The sequence below is a fragment of the Rhodococcus sp. 4CII genome (assembly GCF_014256275.1).
Lineage (GTDB): Bacteria > Actinomycetota > Actinomycetes > Mycobacteriales > Mycobacteriaceae > Rhodococcus_F > Rhodococcus_F wratislaviensis_A.
Genome location: NZ_JACCFE010000002.1, coordinates 4,213,464 through 4,236,132, shown reverse-complemented (window position 1 = coordinate 4,236,132; position 22,669 = coordinate 4,213,464). Strand labels below are relative to the sequence as shown.

Annotated in this window: 18 protein-coding genes and 2 pseudogenes; 5 read left to right on the top strand and 15 right to left on the bottom strand. The window is 63.9% G+C overall.

Annotated features, from left to right (window positions below; genetic code table 11):
- Positions 1–116: 116 nt before the first annotated feature.
- The 9 genes and pseudogenes from H0B43_RS20370 to H0B43_RS20330 all read right to left on the bottom strand — a co-directional run.
- A pseudogene (locus H0B43_RS20370) lies at positions 117–533 on the bottom strand (RNA-guided endonuclease TnpB family protein); the annotation flags it as partial.
- Between the two features lie 12 nt (positions 534–545).
- A complete protein-coding gene (locus H0B43_RS20365; protein WP_185726295.1) occupies positions 546–1,427 on the bottom strand; it encodes an NAD(P)-dependent oxidoreductase in 882 nt (293 codons plus the stop codon).
- 262 nt (positions 1,428–1,689) lie between these two features.
- A complete protein-coding gene (locus H0B43_RS20360; protein ID WP_312033687.1) occupies positions 1,690–3,195 on the bottom strand; it encodes an aldehyde dehydrogenase family protein in 1,506 nt (501 codons plus the stop codon).
- A 59-nt stretch (positions 3,196–3,254) separates the two neighbouring features.
- Entirely contained in the window at positions 3,255–4,118 is an 864-nt protein-coding gene (locus H0B43_RS20355) for a phytanoyl-CoA dioxygenase family protein (protein ID WP_185726296.1), read from the bottom strand.
- A gap of 281 nt (positions 4,119–4,399) precedes the next feature.
- Entirely contained in the window at positions 4,400–5,566 is a 1,167-nt protein-coding gene (locus H0B43_RS20350; protein ID WP_252189750.1) for an aspartate aminotransferase family protein, read from the bottom strand.
- 257 nt (positions 5,567–5,823) lie between these two features.
- Positions 5,824–6,606, bottom strand: a complete 783-nt coding sequence (locus tag H0B43_RS20345) for a gamma-glutamyl-gamma-aminobutyrate hydrolase family protein (RefSeq protein ID WP_185726298.1) — start codon at positions 6,604–6,606, stop codon at positions 5,824–5,826.
- Positions 6,603–7,715 carry a Zn-dependent alcohol dehydrogenase gene (locus tag H0B43_RS20340; RefSeq protein ID WP_185726299.1) on the bottom strand — a complete coding sequence of 371 codons (1,113 nt, stop codon included), beginning with the start codon at positions 7,713–7,715 and terminating at the stop codon, positions 6,603–6,605. Before H0B43_RS20340 ends, H0B43_RS20345 begins: the two co-directional genes overlap by 4 nt.
- Positions 7,712–9,082 (bottom strand): glutamine synthetase family protein, encoded by a 1,371-nt coding sequence (locus tag H0B43_RS20335; RefSeq protein WP_185726300.1) that lies wholly within the window; start codon positions 9,080–9,082, stop codon positions 7,712–7,714. Before H0B43_RS20335 ends, H0B43_RS20340 begins: the two co-directional genes overlap by 4 nt.
- Complete coding sequence (locus H0B43_RS20330; RefSeq protein WP_185726301.1) at positions 9,075–9,692, bottom strand: hypothetical protein; 618 nt, start codon at positions 9,690–9,692, stop codon at positions 9,075–9,077. The genes H0B43_RS20335 and H0B43_RS20330 overlap by 8 nt, the downstream gene beginning before the upstream one ends.
- 390 nt (positions 9,693–10,082) lie before the next feature.
- Here H0B43_RS20330 and H0B43_RS20325 point away from each other — a divergent pair, with 390 nt between their 5' ends.
- Together H0B43_RS20325 and H0B43_RS20320 are read left to right on the top strand one after the other, a co-directional pair.
- Complete coding sequence (locus H0B43_RS20325; protein WP_185726302.1) at positions 10,083–11,537, top strand: NAD(P)/FAD-dependent oxidoreductase; 1,455 nt, start codon at positions 10,083–10,085, stop codon at positions 11,535–11,537.
- A gap of 130 nt (positions 11,538–11,667) precedes the next feature.
- The gene (locus H0B43_RS20320) at positions 11,668–12,450 is read left to right on the top strand and encodes an NAD(P)-dependent oxidoreductase (protein ID WP_185726303.1); all 783 of its coding nucleotides are present in this window, start codon (positions 11,668–11,670) and stop codon (positions 12,448–12,450) included.
- Between the two features lie 170 nt (positions 12,451–12,620).
- Here the strand turns inward: H0B43_RS20320 and H0B43_RS20315 are convergent, their stop codons facing one another.
- The 3 genes from H0B43_RS20315 to H0B43_RS20305 all read right to left on the bottom strand — a co-directional run bounded on the left by H0B43_RS20315 (position 12,621) and on the right by H0B43_RS20305 (position 16,357).
- Positions 12,621–13,664 carry a dihydrodipicolinate reductase gene (locus H0B43_RS20315; protein WP_185726304.1) on the bottom strand — a complete coding sequence of 348 codons (1,044 nt, stop codon included), beginning with the start codon at positions 13,662–13,664 and terminating at the stop codon, positions 12,621–12,623.
- Positions 13,665–13,779: 115 nt separating this feature from the next.
- A complete protein-coding gene (locus H0B43_RS20310) occupies positions 13,780–14,685 on the bottom strand; it encodes a phytanoyl-CoA dioxygenase family protein (protein WP_185726305.1) in 906 nt (301 codons plus the stop codon).
- Positions 14,686–14,713: 28 nt separating this feature from the next.
- The gene (locus H0B43_RS20305; RefSeq protein ID WP_185726306.1) at positions 14,714–16,357 is read right to left on the bottom strand and encodes a fatty acid--CoA ligase; all 1,644 of its coding nucleotides are present in this window, start codon (positions 16,355–16,357) and stop codon (positions 14,714–14,716) included.
- Between the two features lie 545 nt (positions 16,358–16,902).
- On the opposite strand from H0B43_RS20305, the gene H0B43_RS20300 reads away from it, so the two are divergent.
- Positions 16,903–18,354: an APC family permease gene (locus tag H0B43_RS20300; RefSeq protein WP_185726307.1), complete on the top strand. Its 1,452-nt coding sequence runs from the start codon at positions 16,903–16,905 to the stop codon at positions 18,352–18,354.
- A 74-nt stretch (positions 18,355–18,428) separates the two neighbouring features.
- Here H0B43_RS20300 and H0B43_RS20295 read toward each other — a convergent pair whose 3' ends face one another.
- Positions 18,429–19,037, bottom strand: a complete 609-nt coding sequence (locus H0B43_RS20295; protein WP_185726308.1) for a TetR/AcrR family transcriptional regulator — start codon at positions 19,035–19,037, stop codon at positions 18,429–18,431.
- Positions 19,038–19,232: 195 nt separating this feature from the next.
- Here H0B43_RS20295 and H0B43_RS42880 point away from each other — a divergent pair, with 195 nt between their 5' ends.
- Positions 19,233–19,421 (top strand): hypothetical protein, encoded by a 189-nt coding sequence (locus H0B43_RS42880; protein ID WP_185726309.1) that lies wholly within the window; start codon positions 19,233–19,235, stop codon positions 19,419–19,421.
- A gap of 444 nt (positions 19,422–19,865) precedes the next feature.
- Positions 19,866–20,339 carry an Lrp/AsnC family transcriptional regulator gene (locus H0B43_RS20285; protein WP_185726310.1) on the top strand — a complete coding sequence of 158 codons (474 nt, stop codon included), beginning with the start codon at positions 19,866–19,868 and terminating at the stop codon, positions 20,337–20,339.
- Here H0B43_RS20285 and H0B43_RS41660 read toward each other — a convergent pair.
- Both H0B43_RS41660 and H0B43_RS20275 read right to left on the bottom strand, forming a co-directional pair.
- Positions 20,294–21,107, bottom strand: a pseudogene (locus tag H0B43_RS41660) (MFS transporter). The gene H0B43_RS20285 and the pseudogene H0B43_RS41660 sit on opposite strands and share 46 nt — an antisense overlap.
- A 97-nt stretch (positions 21,108–21,204) precedes the next feature.
- On the bottom strand, positions 21,205–22,572 hold the full coding sequence (locus H0B43_RS20275; RefSeq protein WP_185726312.1) for an FAD-binding oxidoreductase: 1,368 nt from the start codon (positions 22,570–22,572) through the stop codon (positions 21,205–21,207).
- Positions 22,573–22,669: the final 97 nt, after the last annotated feature.

Below are 22,669 nucleotides of genomic sequence, written 5' to 3'. Positions count from 1 at the left end.
TTCGATGTCGATGTCGGTGTCGGTGCGCCGGACGATCATCGATCGTTTCCGGTGCAGATCGAGATCCCCGACGAACGAACTGCTTCCCGGCAGGACACAACGAAGACTCAGGACGAAACCGACCGCTGCCCATACCAGTCGGCCTTGTACTCGAGCATCGACCGGAACTCGGACCAACCCGCATCCGAGATCGCCCGCGACAACGACCGATTCCTGACCATGTTCCGCACACTCAGATCCTCGATGGCGATCACTTGATTTTCGCGCACCAGCCGAGTGGAGAGTGTGTGCAGATGATCGCGCCGCCGATCGGCGATCCGGCCATGAATCTTCGCGACCCTCAGTCGGGCCTTGGCCCGGTTACGGGACCCTTTCGCCTTCCTGGCCAGCACCCGCTGCGCCTTCGCCAACCGCGCACGGTCCCTGCCCTCATGACGCGGGTTGGTGATCTTCTCCCCCGTCGACAGCGTGTACAGGCTCCTGATCCCGGCATCGAGCCCGACCACCCGATCAACCGGTTCGAGTTCGGGAATCGTGTTCACGGATCAGCTATGTTGGCTGCGGTCTCGGATCTGCCGCAATAGGGGGACGGCACCTGACGGGATCTCGTTCGCCCGGCCCTCCGATACTCCGAGGGCGAAGAGTTCACGGGCGGCGGAGGAGATAATCGGACGGGCCGCGATCGTGGCGGACGCCTTCCAGACGAGGTCCATGCAGTGATGGAAGGTTCCGATCGTCGCCTCGTCGGTTGTGTAGTCGCCACTTTCGACTCGTCGCACCGTCTCGTCGACTTCACGTTCGAGGACCGGCAGTCCCGGCCTGACGAACTCGACGAGCCGGTCCGGACTCACACCGAACGCTTCCGCGAAGACCACCGCCTCCTGGAACGCGGCGATGCTCGACATGTAGAAGATCAGCATCGAAAGGTCGAGGGTGCTCGCGTCGGTAATAACCTCGCCGACGTGCCCGCTCAAGCCGCCGAGCGCGAGAAGCATCTCCGCATTCCGGTTCCAAAGCTCAATGGGCCCTGCGTAGTTCACCCCGCCCACAGGAGTGCCGATGTCCTTTGGATAAGCCGAGATCGTACCTGACAGCATCAGCCCGTTCCGCTTGGTGACCCACTGCTCGAGCTCACGTGCATCCGCCGGGGTCCCTGTCGCCAGATTCACTATGGTGCGACCGGTCAAATCGATGTCGTCACCGAGACACTCGACGAGAGCGGAGGAATCGACGAGGACGGAGATAGTGATGGGGCTCGACTCGACGGCCTCGACAGCGGTGAAGGCCGCTTTGCCGCCTGCCGCCGTCAGGGGGGCGGCCTTCTCCGTGGTTCGGTTCCACACGGTAACCGAGTAGCCCTTGTCGATCAGTGTGTGGGCGATTGAGCTCCCCATGAGACCGAGACCGAGAACCGATACATCGGACATGACAATCCATTTCTCTCGTTGACACCGGTCCCCGGATCGCATTTGCCCGCGCGATCCGGGGAGCGATGGCCTTCATTGAAATACCGTTACTCACTGACCGTTTCAGAATGAGTTCGGCGTCACCGAGGCCTACCCGGGTGTTCCGGTTCCCGGGACGTATGTCGACTGACGATCGCATTGCCCTGGCAGACAACGTGTTCGCGCAGCGGATAGGCGTCAGTGGCCCCCGAACATCAGAAACGATCTGTCGCGCACCCAGCGATTACAGCTCGATCCAGGTCGTCTTGAGGTGCGTGTATTTATCCAGACCGTGATTGCTCCTGTCCGCACCGTGCCCGGACAGCTTGCGTCCGCCGAACGGGACCGAGGAGTCGCCCTCTTCGTAGCAGTTGATCCAGACCATACCGGCGTCGATCCCGCGCGCCATCCGGTGAGCCCGGCTCAGATCCGCGGTCCACACCGACGAACCCAATCCGAAAACCGTATTGTTCGCGATCGCGAGCGCCTCCTCCTCGGTACGGAAGGAGTGCACCGCCAGCACCGGACCGAAGATCTCGTGCTGAGCGAGCCTGCTGTCCGGATCGACGTCGACGAAGACAGCAGGGTCGACGTACAGGCCGTCATCACGCCTGGTATCGGAGCCCAGAACCAGTTTGGCACCCGAGTCGATCCCCTTGCGGATCTCGGCCAGGACGTCGTCGCGATGCGCGGCAAAGGCGAGCGGACCGAGAGTGGTCGCCGGATCCAGAGGATCACCGATCACCGCCGCGTTCAGGTTGTCGACGACCTTCGCCACCACTTCGTCGCGTATGTCTTCGTGGACCACCAATCGCGACCCTGCAGTGCACATTTGACCGCTGTTGAAGGACACCGCCCAGGCAGCCATTGATGCTGCCCGGTCCAGGTCGGGCGCGTCGGGGAACACGATGTTCGGCGACTTGCCGCCCAGCTCGAGCCACACCGGCTTGGCGTTGGACGCACCCGCGTAGGACAGCAGCTGCTTTCCGACGTCGGTAGATCCGGTGAAGGCCAGGGTCGCGATGTCGTCGTGCTTGCCCAGCTGCTCGCCGACCTTGGCGCCGCTGCCGGTGATCACCTGCAGCACGCCCGACGGAATGCCCGCCTCGTAGGCAAGCTCCGCGGCCCGCAGCAACGAGAACGGCGTCTGACTGGCCGGTTTGGCGACGACGCTGTTGCCGGCGACCAGGGCAGCCGGAATCTTGAACATGGCCAGTGTCATCGGGAAGTTCCACGGCGTGATGATGCCGACGACGCCGACCGGTTCACGGGTCACCAGGGCGACCGCGCCGTTGCGCCCGCGCGGCGACTCGTCCATCAGTTTGTCGGCCAGCTCGCCGTACCAGCGCACAGTGTTGATCGCGGTACGCATTTCGACGTTCCACGCGATTGTGACGGGTTTACCCATTTCATACGCGACAAGGAATGCCAGTTCATCACGATGCTGGTCGAGCAGGTCGGCCCACCGGATCAGCGCCTCACCACGCTCACGCGGCTCCAAGCCTGCCCACACCCGGCTGCGAAAGGCGTTCTTGGCGCCCTGTATCGCGCGCTCGACATCCACTTCGGCAGCACTCGCCACCTGCGTTGTCTCGCCGCGGCGGGGACTGGTATGCGTTGCGGTATTGCCGCCGCTTGCCTGCGCCCACTCGCCGTCGATCCACATCGCGGTCGGCAACTCGGCCGGCATTTCGACGTCCAGCCACTCGTTGGGTGTGGCCCGTCCCGGGGTCTCAGTTTCGACTGCCACGGTTACTTCCGCCTTTCGCGCGGCTCGGTGCCGCTGCTCTGAATTCTCGAACGACCGATTCAGCTGTCGAGCCCGAGGACTCCGGCCAATTCGTTGTAATCGACCTGCCACAGGCCAGGCGATGTCAGCGGGTACTGCGAGCGGAATCCGACCAGCCGTTGCGCACGCGGCGACAGCGACTTGGCTATCTCCAGATCGACGATGAACGGGTAGGCCTCTTCGGGGGTCAGGAAGCCGGCGTTGAACGTGAACGCAACAGCCCGACGGTACTTGTTGTCAGTGAGATTGGCCCCGCCACCGTGGACAGTCTTACCACTGATGAACAGCGCGTCGCCGGCCTTCATGATCGCCGGGATCGTCCCTTCCGGAGTCCCGTTGTCCTCGAAGTCGTCCCAATGATTGCTGCCCGGGATGACACGAGTCGCACCATTCTCTTCGGTGAAGTCGGTCAGCGCGATCAGAAAGTTGATGCACGCTTCGGGGCCGGACGGGCCCATGGCGATGAAGGGCGCCCAGTTGCCCAGGTCACGGTGCAGCATCTGAGCCTTGTTACCTGGGCCGATCTCGATGACCTGCGCCGTGGTCATCCAGTACGTGCCGGATTCCTCGACGAAGGTCTGATCGCTCAGTTCATGAACCAGGTCGTGCTCGATGATCTCCGTGCGGAAAGTCTCGCTGTGCGTGACCAGATTCGTCAGGCGCTTGGTGTTGCTTCCGTGGAACTCGGCGATGAGGCCGTCATGCGTCGAGCCCGGGCGCAGCTTTGCCATCGGATCGTCGATGTCAGCGTTGAAGCGCTTGATCTGGTCCTCGGTGAGGAAGTCTCCGATGATCACGCCGCCGTCGCGGCGGACGATCTCGAGAATCTTCTCCGCAGACGTGGTCACGGGTACTCGCTGCAGTGCCTGCTGGTCGACAGTCATATCTTGTTCTCCATCCGGTAGACGGGTGATTTATAATCGTTTGATTTTATCGTTTGATCAGTGTTCAGACAAGGGTTTTGGTTAGATCCGTCACATCCGCGTCGGCGGTCGTTCCTTCTCTTGAAAGTACTGTGGTACAGCACTATTAGCCCACGATCTGTGCACCTTCGCGAATCCGACCGGACGCGTCACTCAGGCCGTCGATGCCGAAGCGGGCACCGAATCGGCGCTCCTTCTGATCACGTGATCAAGCAGGCAAGCGGACGGCGCGCGCCAACAGCTCAGACGACGACGCGGCTCAGCGCCTCGGCAATGAAGTCGATGTCTTCCGCGGTGTGCGCAGTACTCAGGAAGATTTTTCCCGAGGGCATGAACATCACGCCTTCGGCGAGCATCCCGCCCAGGACCTTCCCCCAGATGCCGCCGGTTCCGTGGAGCCCGGTGGCCGCGTCCTCCGGCACGAATTGCAGCAACGATCCGACCCGGTTCAGATGGGCCGGGACTCCGGCGTCGGCCAGTACCGTATCGAACCGGTCGTGGAACCGCGCCGCGTTGCTCTCCAGCGTCGCATACACCGCCGGGTCCGCGAGCACACCCATCGTCGCCTCGACCGCGGCCAACGCGACCGGGTTTCCGTTGAACGTTCCGGCGTGCACCACGCCGTCGGTGACCTGATCTATCAAGTCCGCGCGGCCGACGACCGCGCTCTGGGTGAACCCGCCGGCAATCGCCTTGCCGAGCACCGATAGATCCGGGCGTACCCCGAAGCGCTCGGTGGCGCCACCGCGCGCGATCCGGAAGCCAGCAATGACCTCGTCGAAGATGAGCACCACGCCGGCCTTATCGCACAGCGCCCGCACCGCCTGCAAGAACTCCGGGAGCGGTTCGGTCACCCCGGCGTTGCTCATGATCGGGTCGAGCAGGACCGCGGCGATCTCGAGCTCGCGCGCGTCCTCGAGAATGCCGGTGATCATCTCGATGTCGTTGAACTCCGAGACGATCAGGTCATCGAGGACGCTCGGGCTCTGACCTTTGGTTGCGGTCAGCGTCGGCCTGCCGTACTCGTCCGACGACATGCCCGCATAGACCGAATCCTGCCAGCCGTGGTAACTCTTGGCGAACTTGACGATGCGTCGACGTCCGGTCGCGGCCCGGGCCAGCCGCAGCGACACCTGCACGGCCTCGGTGCCGGTGTTGCTCCACAGCAGGCGCTCACCGTGCGGAACCGCGTCCAGCACCGCTTCCGCCGCCGCATACTCCAGGACGTGACCGGTGCCGACCACCTGCATGCGGTCCAGGACTCCCCGGACCGCCGACACCACCCGTTCGTCGCTGTGACCGAGTACCATTGCACCCCATGCCATTACACAGTCGACATAGCGATCACCGTCGAGGTCCCAGACGTGGGCGCCGCGAGCTTCCGCGACGAACAACGGATGCGGCTGCATGGACGCACGCAGCCCCGAACTGACCCCGCCGCCAATGCTGTTCCGGGAACGCTGAAATGCGGCAAGTGAAGATTGAAGACCCATACCCGGTGACAACTCCTCGTGTAACTGAACTCCAGCCCGAACCTGTCGAGACGATTGTCGACACGGGCTGGCTTGCACCACCTTTGGGGTGCGGGGACTCATAACATGTGTAATCGCTTGACCATATCCAGTGGTGGACTAGGCCGATTTCGACCGAAACTCGGATCCGAGAGTTAACCGACCTTCCTGTCCTGTTGGCCCTTTTGGCGCTCGTCCATGGTCCACGTGCACCGTTCGATGAGCCAATCGAAGATCGGGTCACGCTCGGTTTGCCATTCGGGGTGCCACTGGACGCCGACAACCGGTCGGCCACTCAGCTCGATCATCTCTGCAATTCCATCGGTGGCTCGGCCGGTGACCGTGAGTCCGACACCGGGCAGGTCGACCGCCTGATGGTGCCATGAGTTCGATGTTCGATGGGCACCGTAGATCTGGCGTCCGACACTGCCAGAGGAAAATTCGACGACATGCTTGTCGTCACCGGCGTAGGGGGCAGCCTTCGGTGAAGAATGCACGATTGACGTTTCCTCGATGTCCTCGATCAGCGTTCCGCCGAGGACGGCGTTCAGCAGCTGATGCCCGCGGCACACGCCGATAATGGGGATGCCCAGAGACAGCGCATCGGCAATCAGATCGGCCTCGTACTGGTCCCGCTCGAAGTCGATGACGTCGATGTTCCGGCGCGGATCGGCATCCGGGTCGACCGGCTGCATGCCACCCCAGCGCGACGGGTGCACGTCCTGTCCGCCCGTCACGATCAACCCGTCCAGCCTGTCGGCCACACCGGTCGAACTCGACACGAACGGAAGGTTGACCGGAATGCCTCCGGCTTCGGCCACGCACCGGTCGAAGTCGGTGAAGAAGGAGTTCGTCAACCGATCGGTGAAGCGGGGCGATGTACCGGCCACCATTTCCAGCCGATAGCAACGGCCCGTGATACCGATGAGTGGTCTCATGTCGACTCCTTCCCGATTCGTGCGACAACGCGGATTTCCCTGCCTGATGCCAGGGCAGAGAACCCTTCGTTGATCGTTTCGAGTGAGTATTCTGCGGTGACCAGCTCGTCGAGCTGCAACAGTCCCGCCCGTGCGAACTGCAGATACATGGGGATATCCACCTTGAAGTGGTTCGATCCCATGAACGACCCGCGCAAGCTCTTTTCCTGCATGAAGAGTTCGGATCCACGAAGTGGAATCGAATGCGAATCCGGGATCATGCCCATCACCGTGGCCACGCCGCCCGGTCGCAGCATCGCGAACGCCTGCCCTGCGGTGGCCCCGGAGCCGACCGCCTCGAACGCGTGGTCGGTGCCGCCGCTGGTCAGCGCCCGCACCGCCGCGACCGGGTCGGTCTCGCGGGCATTCACCACGTTCGTTGCTCCAAAGAACTTGGCCTGCTCCAGTTTTTCCGGCACGACGTCCACGCCGATGATCTGAGCCGCGCCGGCCAGCCGGGCGGCCTGCACCGCGGAGAATCCGATTCCGCCGAGCCCGATCACCGCGACAGTCTGCCCCGGACGAACGCAGGCGCTCTGCAGCACCGAGCCCATCCCGGTGGTCACCGCGCAGCCGAGCACACTCGCCGTTTGCAGACGTACCCCCGGCGCGATCCCGACGACGCTGTTCTTGTGGACCAGTGCCATCTCGGCGAAACCACCGATCCCGGCAGTGGCGCGCACCGCCGCCCCCTGACTGTTCGTCAGACGGGGCCGGGCGCGGCCCTGCTGCAACTCCGCCCGACGCGCGCACAGGGTCTGCTGCCCGGCCAGGCAGAATTCGCACGACCCGCAGTACACCGACAGACAGGTCACGACGGTGTCCCCTGGACCGAACTCCGTCACAGCGCTTCCGACCTCGACGACTTCGCCCACCGCCTCGTGGCCGAGCACGATCGGCGTGTCGGACTCGAAGGTTCCATCCATCTCGTGCAGGTCCGAATGACACAGACCGGCGTACGCGATCCGGACCAGCACCTCGTCGGGTTCGGGGTCGTCGATGACCAGCTCTTCGATATCCAACGTACCTGGCGCGGCGTTGAGCACTGCCGCCTTGATACGCGTGCTCATACGAGTTCGAAGTAGCGGTTGAGTTCCCAGTCGGTGATCCCGCAGTCGGGGTCGCCGCCACCCATGGTGTGGAACGCCAGCCATTCCCAGCGTCGGGTTCCGATCCAGTAGTCGACGAATTCCTGCCCGAGTACCTGGGCCAGTGCCTTGTCGGCTGCGAGCGCATCGGCGGCGCGGGTGATCGTGTGCGGCAGCGTCTCGGTGGCGGCCGGGTTGCACCAGGCCATGCCGACGAACGGGGCAGGCGGCTCGACGCCGTTGACGACACCGTGGAGTCCGGCTCCCAGCACCGCCGCAGCCACCAGGTACGCGTTGGAATCTGCTCCCGGCGTCCGGTATTCGATGCGCGAGTACTTCGGGTGACGGGTCACCGCACGGACGGCGGTGGTCTTGTTGTCGATGCCCCAGGTGACGGTCGTGGGCGGGCCTTCCAGCGGAATCTGCCGCCGGTAAGAGGTCATGAACGGCAGTGCCAGCGAGGTTGCCCCGGGCATGGTTTGCACGACGCCGCCGATGAAGTTTCGCATCACGTCGGACGGTCCGTCCTCGGCGAAGAACGCGTTGCCGTCCTCGTTCGCCAACGAGATGTTCAGATGCGAAGCCTGGCCCCACGCGTCGGACCACTTGGCGATGAACGTCACCGACCGACCCAGCTCGTTCGCGACCTCACGAACGACCTGTCGGGTCCGGGCCCAGTTGTCGGCCGTGGTGACGATGTCGGCGACGGCGACGTTGATCTCGATCTGACCGACGGCCGCCTCGTCGTTACACGCCTCCCACTCCAGTCCCAGCTCTTCCAAACGGTGCTGCACTCGGTCCAGGAACTGCCACCAATCGCCGGACTTGGCGTGCACATAGGCTGAGCCGGCCAGACCGCCGAGCGGGGTCAGATCCTTGTATCCCTTGCGGCGCGCTTCGTGAACCGACTCCTCGAAGAGGGTCGCTTCGATCTCGATCGCCGCCTTCACCGAGTAGCCCTCTTCAGCAGCCTGCCGCTCCACCTTGCGCAAGAGGTTCCGCGGACATACCGACACCGGGGCGCCGGTCTTGGTCCAGAAGTCGCCGATGACGGATGCCTTGCCAGGCTCCCATTCGATCAGCGTACTCAGGTCGGGACGCAGGAAGATGTCCAGCAGATCGCCGCGCCACTCCGGAAAGGCGAAACCGAACTGGGGAAAGTTACCGAGATCGTTGCCGAGGACGACATCGGCGAACGGAAATCCCGTCTCGAGTCCGCTCAGGAACTTCTTCGGGGAAATCGACTTTCCCACGAACGTCCCGTCGAGGTTCGTCGCCTCGATTCGAATCGACGTGATGGCCCGCTCGTCCAGCCACCGCCGGACCCGGGCACTCGTTGTTTCAGCCATTGAACCGCACCTTCCAGTGTGCACCGCACATCACAGAGACCTGCGCAGCCGAGCCGACCATCGTGACGGCACCGACACCCAGTGCGATGAGAAATGAATCGAACCAGCCGCTGAGGACTGCAGACAATGACTCAGCCGATCCGTGGATCTCGAAAGTGGCCCCGCCGTCACCGAAGACGACACGCTCGTCGTCGTCGGTGCACACGATGACCAGCTGCTCGGGGAATCCAGCCGAGTCTGCGTTGAGTTCCCAGAACTTCTGCGCAGCGACATTCCAGTCCGGCAGCGGCGGCGAGAGCAGCCGGCCGACCGCCTCCCCGAGCTCACCTCCTCCGACGACCGTGTATTCCGGGTAGAAGTGCAGTTGGAGAGGCTCGACACCGCCGGCGACTCCGTGCCTCACGTGAACGCGACCGTCGACGAAATCGAGCGTCACCGCCTGCGGATCGGCGACCGACTTCAGCGCCACCGTCCCGGTAGTGCCGCCGATCAGCGCGCGCAACTCGGGAACCTCGGCGCTGGCCCTCAGCGTCCGCGCCACCGACAACACCAGCGGCGTCGGATCCGGCTCGACCGCGACCAGCACATCTTCTGCAGTCAGAGAACTCACCTACTCGACCTCCTTTCAAAGACTGACCAAGACCTCTGCCTAAGTCATATGATCAGTAGTGTGGCGGGTGTCACCGGTGACGTCAAGGGTCATTCGCCGGGTCGCGACTCGTTCACCGACCCGGTTGCGCGACCCCGCCCACGGAAATTGCAGGTCAAATCGACGAACGGACTGTTCGCGGCGCTACGATTCGGCTCGCACTGTTGACGCGGATGCCGTTCCTACTGCAAACTAGTTAGTCAGATCATTTGATTAGGTCAATAGATTTTTGCCTCGGTTCAGATACGGGTGCTCCACGGCCGGCAGCACGCCCCGTGGCATCCGATCGAGCCCCGACAACAACCCAACTGACATCAGTAACGGCCGGCCCGTTCGGTAGGGAGTGACTTCATGGAGCCAACAAATTCGCACGTCGACGTCGTAATCGTGGGAGCGGGACTTTCCGGCATCGCCGCCGCGGTCGAACTGCGCACCACCCATCCCGAGCGGACTTTCGTCATGCTCGAGAAGCGCGACAACCTCGGTGGCACCTGGGACCTGTTCCGGTACCCGGGCATCCGGTCCGACAGCGACATGTTCACCCTCGGCTACAGCTTCAAGCCGTGGCGGGACGAGAAGACGATCGCGGCCGGGGAAACCATCCTCGCATACCTCGACGAGGCGGTCGAGGAGCATCATCTGCGTCCCTTCATTCGCGTCGATCATCGTGTGCTGAGCGCAGATTGGTCCAGCGAGAGCAGCACCTGGACGGTGCAGGTCGGGTCGTCCGCCGGATACGAAACGATCACGTGCTCGTTCCTGTACATGGCCTCGGGCTACTACGACAACGAGAACGGCTACCGACCACGATTCCCGGGCGAGGAGAACTTCGAGGGCCCGATCGTCCACCCTCAAGAATGGCCGGAGGATCTCGACTACGCCGACAAGAAAGTGGCCGTCATCGGTTCCGGTGCCACGGCCATCACGCTGATCCCGGCGATGGCCGGCACCGCCACCAAGGTCACGATGGTGCAGCGTTCGCCGTCGTACGTCGCGATCGACAGCGACGTCGACGAGGACGCCATCACGTTGCGTGCGGAAATCGGCGACGAGGCCGCGTTCGACGCGGTCCGCCTGCGCAACTTGGAACAGCAACAGATCAACTATCAGTTCGCACGCAAGCATCCTGACGAGTTCAAGAAGCCGCTGTTCGACGCGATCGACGCGATCGTCGGATCCGAGTTTCGTGAGAAGCACTTCACCCCGTCCTACGAACCGTGGGATCAGCGCCTGTGCCTGGTCCCAAACGGCGACCTCTTCGAAGCGATCAAGGCCGGCCGGGCCGACGTGGCGACCGGATCCATCGCCGAGTTCACCGAGCACGGCATCCGAATGGAGTCCGGCGAAATGGTGGAGGCCGACATCATCGTCACCGCCACCGGACTGAACCTGTGCACACTCGGCAAGGTTGCGTTCACCGTCGACGGGCACCCGGTCGACTTCAGCACTACCTACACCTACAAGGGTGTCGCGTTCAGCGGCGTCCCCAACCTGGTGCAGGCACACGGTTATCTGAACTCGTCGTGGACGCTGCGACTCGAACTGGTCAACCAGTTCTGGAGTTCACTGCTCACCACAATGGACAAGCTGGGCGCCAAGTCGGTGACCCCGGTGTTGCGTCCCGGCGAGGAGAACATGCCCCGCGATCCCTGGATGACCGGCGTGACCTCGGGATACTTCCTGCGGTACCTGGATCACATGCCGTCGCAGGGCGATCGGCTCCCGTGGCTGAACCCGCAGGTACACGAGCTCACCAAGGAGATCCTCGGCGCCGATCCCGACGATGGGGTGCTTCAGTTCGCCTAGTGCGCCCAGCGGCGCTCCGGCGACCTCCGAAGCCGGCGGGGCCGAGGCGAGTTCCCGATCGGGGCGGCTCCGCCCGCGGGACAAAGACTTGTTTCGTCTGTTCTGTTCGGTTGACAAGAGGAGTGTGCGCATGGATGTGACGAATCAACTCGATGTGGCCGTGATCGGTTGCGGAAACATGGGGTCCGCGATAGCCCGGGTTGCGCTCGCGAAGCAGTATTCGGTCGCAGTATGGAATCGCAGCCCGGAGCGCGCCATGCGACTGGTCGATGCAGGCGCCACCGTCCTCACCGAAGTCAGGTCGGCGTTCGAGAACGCCGACCTGACCATCGTCTGTGTCAGCACGACCGACGACGTCCGCGCCCTGCTCACACAGATCGACCCCGCCCGGGTCGCCGGCACGATCTTGAATCTGACGAGCGGCTTACCCGACGAGGCCAACGAACTCGCGGCGTGGACGGCCGAACACGGCGTGCCGTATCTGGACGGCGCAATCCTCTGCTTCCCCGAGCAGATCGGCAGCGCCGAGGCCCGTATCCTGGTCGCCGGCCCCGAGCAACTCTGGACGGCGCACAGCGACATCGTTCGGGGGCTGGCCGGAGGGGCACTGCATGTCGGCACCGTCCACGGCGCCGCCAACGTCATGGACGCCGGCTTGGTCGGCGCCTTCTACATGTCCAGCATGGTGGCGTTCATCGAGGCGGCCCGGTACATGGGCAACGCCGGTGTCAGCACCGACGCGCTCCGGTCCCTACTGCCACACACCCTCGATCAGTTCTCCGAGGAGATCCACGACATCCTGAACCGCTTGGACACCGGCACTTTCGCCACCGAGCGGGCGACACTCACCGTCTACCAGGAGGCGGTCAGACCTTCCTCGACACCATGGCACCGCACGGACCGGCCAACATGATTCGGGCAACCACCGGTGTGTTCGACCGGGCAGTCGCCGCCGGCCTCGCGAACGAGGACCTCGCCGCGATCGTCAAACTCTCAGCCGAATAGCACTGATGCCGTGCAGTTCCGATCGGGAACTGCACGGCATCCGCAGTGGTATCGATTCGTTCGAACTCGGGGCAGGTACTACGCCACAGCCGTGGACTGGATTCGATGGGCACCTTTCGACGCGACCGCCGCAACCGGAAGATCGGCCATGGTGCGTAGGCCCGGCGCCGCGTCGACGATCGCCGTGATCGCGTTCGACGCGACCGCGACAGTCGACTGCAGGCTGTCCAGCCCACGTGGCGCGATGAACTCGAGAGTCTGCTCCTCACCCTCGATCAGCCACCGGTCGCCGGGCACGACTGGATCGCCGTCTTCGAAGAAGCCGAAATGGACGGCGACCTCGATGAGGGGTTCGCCGTCCCGAATCCCCCGGGCGGCATGGCGGACCGCTGCAATTGTTCCCGGCGCCACAATGACATTGTCACCGATCCGCTCACTGTCGGTAAGAAATGCCGGTGCCGGACTGTCGACCTCGATCGTGTCCAGCACCCACCCCAGTCCCGCCGCCAATGCGGCGATGCTCTCGGTGAATCCGACGTGACCGATGACCCGCCCCTCGTCCTGGGCCTGCACGAACTCCAACTCGGTCAGGCCGATACCGAACTTTCCGAGGATGTGGCCGTAGTGCACCATCTGGGTGGCCCGCTCGATCTGCACGCTCTCGACGCGCTGAGTCAAACTGCTGAGCAGCAACGGCAGGGTGTCCATCAACATGCCTGGATTACATCCGGTGCCGACCACGCTGCGGCCGTTTGCGCGTGCTACCTCGTCGACCCGCGCCGAGAACTCGGGATGAGCGTGCGCCGGATACCCCAATTCCTCACATATCGACACGACGTTGTAACCATGCGAAAGCAAGTCCGTGACCAGCGGCTCGATCGGCTCGACGAACGACGTGGTCGCGACGAACGCCACGTCCGCCTTCGGCAATGCGTCGATTGAACCGACCACGACCCCTCTGGAGCTACCCACGCCGAGCAACTCGCCGACACCGCGGCCATGCAGTGCAGGCTGGATGTCCAGCGCGCCCACCACGGCGCAGTCCTCACGTCGGCTGAGCGTCCGACCAACGTCGACGCCAACGCTGCCGAGCCCCACGAGGACAACCGATACAGTTCGCATTCTCTCTCTCCCGAATCTGTGTAACCCAAGTCGATCTCACGCGCCGGGTCGCCGGACCCGGCATGTCTTCGCCGTAGCGGCCTGGTAGGTCTCCAACACGAAACGATGACCCCGCCTACTTGGCATCGGCGCCTTCCTTCAGCAAGAAGATCGGGTCGGCCATCATGCCCTCGTGGCCCACGAATCCGGTACTGGGTGGGCAGGTCGAGTAGCCCAGCAGCTTCTGAATGTCCTCGTCGAACGTCCTGGCAATCTCCGGCGGGTAGGTAAGGAAGGCGTTCTCTTCCTGACGCAGAAATCCGAGATCCAAGCCCATGGTGAATCCGATCCGGTTGCTGTCGGAGTTGTTGGTGCCGCCGCCATGATAGGTACCGCCCACCCAGATCAACGCCGATCCCGCGGCCATCTCCGTCGGCAGGGCCTCGCCGATCTTCGGCGCCCGGGTGTCGTCCCACCTGTGACTGCCCGGAACCACCATCGTTCCTCCGTTTTCTGCGGTGAAATCGGTGATGGCGACCATCAACTGGACGCGGGCCTGGTTGTACCCGTCGTGGTGGCGCCATTGCCACACACTGTCATCCCGATGCAGCGGCTGCGCGCCCTCGCCGGGGTGGATATCAATGATCGAGGTGACCCCGATCTGGTAGTTCGGCACCATCTCGACCTGATCTTCACCCAGCAGGATCGGCCGGGTGCGCTCCAGGTAGTGCGCCGCTACGCCGTTGTAGATCGGGTGACGTGCGGCCGTAGCGGCATACGTGGCGTGCTTGAAAACGCCATACAGACGCTTGGTCCGTTGTCCGGAGAAGTCGTCCTGGCCCCAGGCCGCTGTCTCCAGCGCGGCATCGGTCTCCGCTCGGGCTTCCTTCAGTGTTTCGCCGTCGAAATAGTCGCGGATGATAACGCCGCCGTCACGCTCGATGTGCGCGATCACGTCGTCCAGGGGGGCGCTTGCCTCCAGGGTGGTCAAACCTGCCACGATGGCTCCTTCAAAGATGTGCGGACGGAATTGTTCTTTCATGGGCTCGATACAAATTTCAGCCACTCGACTACTCGGAACTGAGGACCTCGAGGTGGCCGTCGACGAACTGCTGCCGAAGCCGCTTCTTGTCGAACTTGCCCACACTGGTCTTCGGCACTTCGTCGATGTAGACCCAGCTGTCGGGCAACTGCCATTTGGGTAGATTCCCACTCAGATGGTCGCGGAGCACCTTCGGATCGCGTTCCACACCCTCCTCGAGGACGACCACCGCACATGGCCTTTCGTCCCACTTCTGATCGGGGATACCGAACACGGCCGCCTCTGCGACATCCGGATGTGCCATCAGGTCGTTTTCCAGCTCGACCGACGAGATCCATTCCCCGCCGGACTTGATGACGTCTTTGGCGCGATCCACCAGAGTCAGATACCCGTCCGGCGACACCCGGCCGACGTCGCCGGTCCGCAGCCAATCACCGTCGAAACTCCCGGCGTACCGCTCCCGCTCGACGTCATCGCGCGCGTAGTACGCCGCCGTGACCCACGGACCCCGCACCTGAAGCTCACCCAGTGAAACACCGTCGTTGGCGACAACGTCACCGGCATCGTTCTTCAGCCGGTAGTCGACCAGCGACGCGAACTGGCCCTGCGTCGCGCGATACGCCCACGGATCGTCACCGGAGTGACCCGCGGGCAGTGCCGCGGTGGCAGAGACCGCCGATGTCTCGGTCATGCCCCACCCCTGGATCATCGTGACACCGAGCTCGTCCTCGTAGGTTTGCAGCAACGACAACGGTGCCGCCGATCCACCGACGAAGACCCGCTGCAGGTGTGTGAGGTCCTGCGGCGTACGCGCGAGGGTCTGCAGTATGGCGGTATAGATCGCCGGCACGGCCGCGGCGATGGTCGGGCGTTCGGCCGCCAGCATCGCCAGCAGCGGCTCCGGTTGCAGGAAGCGATCGGGCATGAGTAGCGACGCGCCGGAGAGCATCGACGCATACGGCAAGCTCCAGGCGTTGACGTGGAACATGGGCACGATGACCAGGCAGGTGTCCCGGGCGCTCAATCCCATGCCCATGGACGTGGTGACGTGCAGCGCGTGCAGGTAGAGCGAACGATGCGAGTAGACAACACCCTTCGGATCTCCGGTGGTCCCGGAGGTGTAACACATGGCGGCAGCCGATCGTTCGTCGATATCCGGCCAGCAGTAGGTCTCCGATCGGTCTGCGAGCAGCTCCTCGTAATCATGCACCGCGACGTGCGCGGGCGCCTGGAAACTCTCGGCGGGCGCGCCCACCACGACGACGTGCCGCACCGTCGTCATCATCGGCAACGCCTGTCCGAACGCGGTCAACAGCGAAGCATCGACGATCACAACCCGATCTTCGGCATGGTTTGCCACGAAGCCCACTTGACTGGGCGAGAGCCGGATGTTCAGCGGATGCACCACCGCACCCATCGCAGGCACCGCAGCATACACTTCGAGGTGCTCGCTGTTGTTCCACATGAAAGTGGCCACTCGATCCGACCGTCCCACGCCGAGGCCCTGTAACGCGTTCGCCAACTGCGCCATTCGGGGAGCCAGCTCGCCGAGGGTTCGGCGCCGACAGCCGCCGCCGGTCCAGGTCGACACTACTGCTGCGCTGTGCGCGGTGGTGGCATAGCGCAGCAAGCGTGCGAGCGATAGCGGTCCGTCATTCATTGTGCTGCGCATGATCGTCCTTCAGAATTCGTGCATCGCGGGTGCTACGACGCAGTCGCGGGCTGGATCAACCGGGCGCCCTGTCGACGTGTGTGCGTCTGCGCGCCGTTCATCACGTTTCGGGGTTTCACCTCTCGACAACGTCTGATCATTTGCCCAAGTCTTATGATCAGACGTTAAACGGCTCACAGCGATTTTGTCAACGGTCAGCCGACATTGTCGTTTCCGCCGACACGCGCTCCCCCATCGCCGCGTTGCCGTCACCCCGGAAGCCGGCTTCACCGCCTCCCCAGCAGGCAGATCGCACAGCTCACGAAGGTCGCAAATGCTCGGCCCCTCTGCCCTCATCGCACCCGACCAGCCCGTGCGGCGAGTAATATCGACTGTGGCATTGACCACAGCCGGACATGCTGCAATCATCTGGATGTCTTCCGACCGAATCGTTTGAACAGTTTGGCACCGGTCGTCGAGGATTCGCTGCACCGACCCGGAGGGCCGCCCGCGGGGCCGCCCCCATCGACGCGACGTCTGTCGCGAAACCTTCTAGGAGTAGTCGCATGGTCGATACTGCATCGCCCCATGGCAACGAGCACCCCCATCAGTCGGGAGTCGGAGATCTCGACACCGGTCATCTCGGGCGGATACCACTGGTTTCGTTGTCCCTTGCCTCGTTCGTTCCAGCGGTCGGCATGGCACTCGTACCGCTTCTGATGTTCGAGACCGCCGGCACGGCGGCGTGGCCGTCCGCCCTACTGGGTGCGCTTGCGGTGATCTTCGTCGGGCTGTCCGTGATCACCTTTGCTCGCCGATTTGTCAGCACCGGCTCGCTGTACAGCTATGTTGCCGAGGTCTTCGGACCGTGGGCCCGATATCTCACCGCAGCAGCACTCTTCGTTGGGTTCGTCCTACAGGTGGGTGGGATCGGCGGAATCGTCGGCATCTTTACCGGTAGCTTCCTCATCTCGCGGGGATTCGAGAACGCTCTCGATTTCGGCCCGCAATCGGCGATCATTCTCGGCGCGATCGTTATCGCGGCTATCGTCGCTATTCGCGGTCTGGACACGTCAGTGCGGGTTGCGGTCGGCCTCGCTGCGCTGTCGATTCCACTCGTCCTCATCATCACCATCGCGAGCGCAGTGCATACGGGACTCGACCTGTCCCACCAGTTCGACTTCGACGGCATCAGCGTCAGTGGGATCCTGCAGGGTGTGGCCGCCGGCACCACGTTCCTTGTCGGATTCGAAAGTTGCACGGCATTGGCCGCCGAAACCCGGGATGCTCGACGCAATATTCCACTTGCGGTGATGTCCGTGCCCGTGGTGCTGGGTGTCCTGTACTTGCTCTGCACCATCTTGCAAGTGCCCGGGCTCATCGCCGCTTCGTCCGATCTCGAAGCCGGAATGTCGGCGCCGGCAGCTTTGGCGCTCAATGCCGGGCTCGGATCCGCGGTCGCCACGGCAACAGACCTGGTGCTCGCCGTGGCGTGCTTCGCGGCGCTCATCGGGTTCGTCAACTACGGTGCCCGCTTCGTCATGACGCTGGGAATCGACAAGCTGCTGCCTGAACGAATCACCGCGGTGAACACCAAGTTCCAGACTCCGCATGTGGCGATCATCGTTCTGTCGGTACTCGGGTTCGCCGACATCGCCGCCGTCATGGCCGTCACCGGAACCGTGACAGAGGCGTACTACGCCGGCGCGCCACTGATCGTGTACGCATGGGTCGCCCCGTACATCCTCATCACCGTCGGCGCCATAATTCTGATGCTGCGCACCAGGACGAAACATCCCCTCATCCTCGTGTGCTCTGCACTCGGCGGCATCACGATGGCCTGGGTCTACCTCAACGGGGTGATCAATCCTCCGGCACCACCGAGCGATGCCATGTCATGGGTGATCATCGTCGTGATCGCACTCGTGCTCGCGGTCTTCGTGATTTCCGGCCGACGCCGGCGCCCCTCCACCTCCGCACCCGCCCCCATCCGAGGCGAGGAGGAAATTGCACTCTGACCCGCTGGCCACCTGAGCCAGCCCTCACAATCCGGGGTTCACAGTCGGACGGTAGCCGGAATCTTGCTGGGTTTTCAGCCGGCTGCCGTCGTCTGCGGGATTCGGTGCGCGTCGGCGAGGCGTTCCAGGGATTCGGCGATGACATCGACAGTCGTGTCACGCATGACCGGATCCTTGAAGGTCAGCCATTGTGGAACCAGACCATCTGCGACCGAAGCGAGCGCTCGAGCCAGAACCTCGACCAACTTGACGTCGTCGTCGGGCCTCAACCCCTGACGCAGCAAGCCTTCAAGCCTGTCGAGATGGACTTGATACACCTGCTTCCCCAGGTCGCTGTCTTGCCTCAAGACCCAGAAGAACAATTCCAATTGAGCCTGCGCGTATACGTCCTCCGTCGCGAACCATGCTGCGATCTGACGCAGAAGTCCAGCCGCCGCCCGGCCGAGTCCTGAGCCTTCACGTACGTGAAAACCATCCCTCATCTGCGACGCAGCCATATCGTCGTAGATGGCGAGGAACAGCTCCTCTTTCGTATGGAAGCAGTAGTGCAAGCTCGCAAGCGGTGCCTGCGCACGTTCCGCGATGCGTCGAGTGGTCGCGCCATGCACACCGCGTTCGGCAATAATCTGCACCGCCGCGGTGATGTAGTCCTCTCGGCGTTGCCCGGCCGGCAGACGTGCCATCTTCGCTCCTCGCTTCTCCGATACATCCGTAACCACCAAGGCTACCGGATAGTAGATCTATTGACTTGGTCAGTGCGATCCGCATGGCCTACTCGGCGGCACGATCGCGGTAGCCCCGCCTCCTACTGCAGGGCCGACGCGAGTTGCGGGAGTTCGCGCAGAGCGTTGGTGCGTTCGATCTGCATCCGGTCGGCGGTGTCGAAAGTCTCCGAGAGCGCGCATCAGTGGCTCGAACCGTGGGTCGCCGAGATACACACCGTCGTAGGCCGACAGCAGTACCACTCCGTCGAGGTGCAGGGTGTCGAGCGCGTACTCGACCTCACGGACGGCAGCGGCGACGTCGTGCATGGGCAGAACGGCGAGCCGCCGAAACGCATGGGGTGAGAGGTGAACAATTCAACGGCGTAGGTGTTGCAGTACCGCGCCATGCCGTTCGCCTCCGTGCCCGGCGCGGAATTCGACACCGGGGGTCGGAGATCGACAGGGCCTTGCGTTCAATCTGGTCGTCGCCACCGGCGCACGGGACCCCTTCGACGCGCTGGCCGACTTCGCGGATTTCTGTTACGAAACCGCGCTGTCCGGTAGTCCCGCGGCCCTTCCGAGCCTGCTCGCATTCGCCAATCCCGGCCACGTTCCGTACCGCAGCGACTGGCCGTTCGCCCCCGTCGCCGCGGGCGCCTACTTCAATGCCCTCCTCGACGGCAACGACACCCTGCGTGACACTGCGCGGGCGGATATCAACCACCTCGACGCCGAAGCACCGTTTCCGTCCCGCCCGCTGAGCAGAATGCTCAGCTCTCAGCCGTAAGGTCGGGCATACTGCCCTACATGACAAGACTCGACCGGACCGATGCCCGCCTGCTGATCGCCCTGTGCGACGCTCCGCGGGCCACCGGGGTGCAGTTGGCGTCCCTGCTCGGCATGGCCCGGAATACCGTGCAGGCACGGATGTCTCGCTGGGAGGAACAGCGCGTGCTCGCACCCGTCGACCGCTGCGTGTCACCCCGCGATCTGGGATACCCCCTGCAGGCGTTCGTCACCGCTGTGGTCGACCAGCATCGCCTCGAGGACGTCATCGAGCACCTGCGAGACATCGCCGAGGTCGTCGAGGTGGTCGGCATCTCTGGGGTGGCAGACCTGCACATCGGTGTGGTCGCCGTCGATGCCGACGATCTGTACCGGGTCGCCGGTCTCATCCTCGCTGTGCCCGGGATCGAGCGCACCACGGTGGCCGTCGCGATGCGGGACGCCATTCCCTACCGAACCCGCCCACTGCTCGAGCGGATCGCCGAGGAGAAATGAGGACGGGTGGACCCCACCCGCGTTCTGAGCACGAGCACCGGCATCACGGCGACGAGCATGGCCGCCCCCACGACCCACGGCCCGGCGCGCGAGTTGGCGTCGAACAGCCATCCGGTGACATACGGGCCCCGAAACCGCTCAGGTTGCCCACCGAGTTGACGACGGCGATGCCCGCCGCGGCGCCCGCACCGGTCAGAAAGTGCTGGGCAGGTACAAGAACACCGACAGCGCGCAGAACACCCCGACCGCATTGATCGTGATCGCGATATGGCTCCGATCAAGGTGGGGACGGCGACGTGCCAGATCCGCTCACCGGTGCGGTCGGAGTGCCTGCTCCACAACACCATTGCGACGGCCCCGACCGCGAACGGGACCGCGACGATCAACCCCGTGGTGAACAGGGTGAGGTCGGTGTCGAACGTCTTCTTGAAACCGGCGACGATGCTGGGCAGGGAGGCCATAGCCGCCGCGACGATTCCCCACGTGAGCATGATCCGGGCGATCCACCGGCGTGCCCCCAAACCTGTGCAGCGCGAGTTTGCTCGGCATCTCGAACAGGAGGTGCCCGATGAAGAAGACGCCGGAGGCGAGACCGAACATGGTCTCGGTGAGTCCGAGTTCCTCGCTCATGGTCAACTTCGCCAGTCCGATATTGGTTCGATCAAGGTAGTGGACGAATTACGCGAGGCCGAGGAACGGAATGAGCCGTCGAGCGACCTTCCGGACCACTGTCGCCTCGATCTCGGATTCCTGCAGTACGAATGACATGGATGACTCGACTTTCCGGTAAGGGGGTACGGGTCGGTCCGCCGTGTCGCGCAGGATGGAAAGCTCTGCGCGACAGGCATTCACGGCTTGGGATGGGTTACGAGAAGATCTTGCCGGGGTTCAGAATTCCGTGCGGGTCGAGGGCGTTCTTCACCGATCGATGCATCTCCAGCACCACCGGATCGAGTTCCCGGGACAGGCCGTCCATCTTCAGGAGACCGACTCCGTGTTCGCCGGTGACGGTGCCGCCCAGTTCCAGTGCGGCGTCGATGATCTCCGCGAAGGCGACCTGCGCCCGGGCGCGGGCTGCCTCGTCGTCGCGGGGGGTGATGAGCAGCGGGTGTAGGTTTCCGTCACCGGCGTGGGCGATGTTGGCGATGGTGGTTCCATGGGCGATGCCGATGCGTTCGATGCGTGCAAGCATCTCGGGGACAGCCCGTTTCGGGACGCACACGTCTTCGGTGAGTACCGGACCGAGCCGCTCCATCGCGGGGTAGGCCAGACGGCGTGCCGCGAACAGTGCGTCCGCCTCCTCCTGGTCGGTGGAGACGGCAGACCACGTCGCCCCGGCTTCGGCGAAGCACGACAGCATCTTCTCCGCTTCCTGATCGCCGACCACCCCAGCCGTGTCGACTCGACCGAGGAGCACGACGTTCGCCTCCACCGACAGCCCCATCTTCTTCCAGGCGTCGACGGCGACCAGGCATTGCTTGTCCACCAACTCGAGCGCCGACGGCGTGAGCCCCGCCGCAGCCACCGCGCTGACGGCCCGACCTGCGTCGACGATGGAGTCGAAGTATCCGGCGACCGTGCGCTGGGGGTCCTGGAGCGGGCGCAATTTGACGGTGATCTCGGTGATGACGCCGAGCGTTCCCTCGGAACCGACGAGGAGGCCCGCCAGATCGTAGCCGGCCACTCCCTTGGCGGTTCTGCGTCCGAGGCGCACGAGTTCACCGGTGCCGGTGACGATCTGCATGCCGAGGACGTAGTCGCGGGTGACGCCGTACTTGACGCAGCACAGACCGCCCGCGTTGGTGGCGACGTTCCCGCCGATCGTGGACCACGGCGAACTGGCCGGGTCCGGCGGATACCAGAGTCCGTACTCGGCGCACGCGGTGCGGAGATCGTCGTTCACCACACCCGGCTCGACCACGGCGTACCGCTCGAGCTGATCGATCTCCTTGATCGCGCTCATGCCCTCGAGCGCGAGGACGATGCAGCCGTCGGTCGCGTTCGCCCCGCCGGACAGGCCCGTTCCGGCACCCCGGGTCACGATCGCGGTGTCGTGGTCGAGGCACGCGCGCACCACGGCCTGGACCTCTTCGGCGGTACGCGGCCTGACGACGGCGAGCGGGGCGGAGTACGGCGCCCACTCGGCTTCGTCGTGCTGATATTTCGCGACGACGTCGGGGTCTTGGACCACGCGATCCGCCGGGAGGGATGCCAACAGTGCATCGATCAACATGGCGAAAACCAGTCCTTTGCAGGCGAGAAGGTGATGTCTCGAACATAGCTGTGATCTGAATCTCGGCCAATGTAGATTTCACCGACCGAATCCGGGA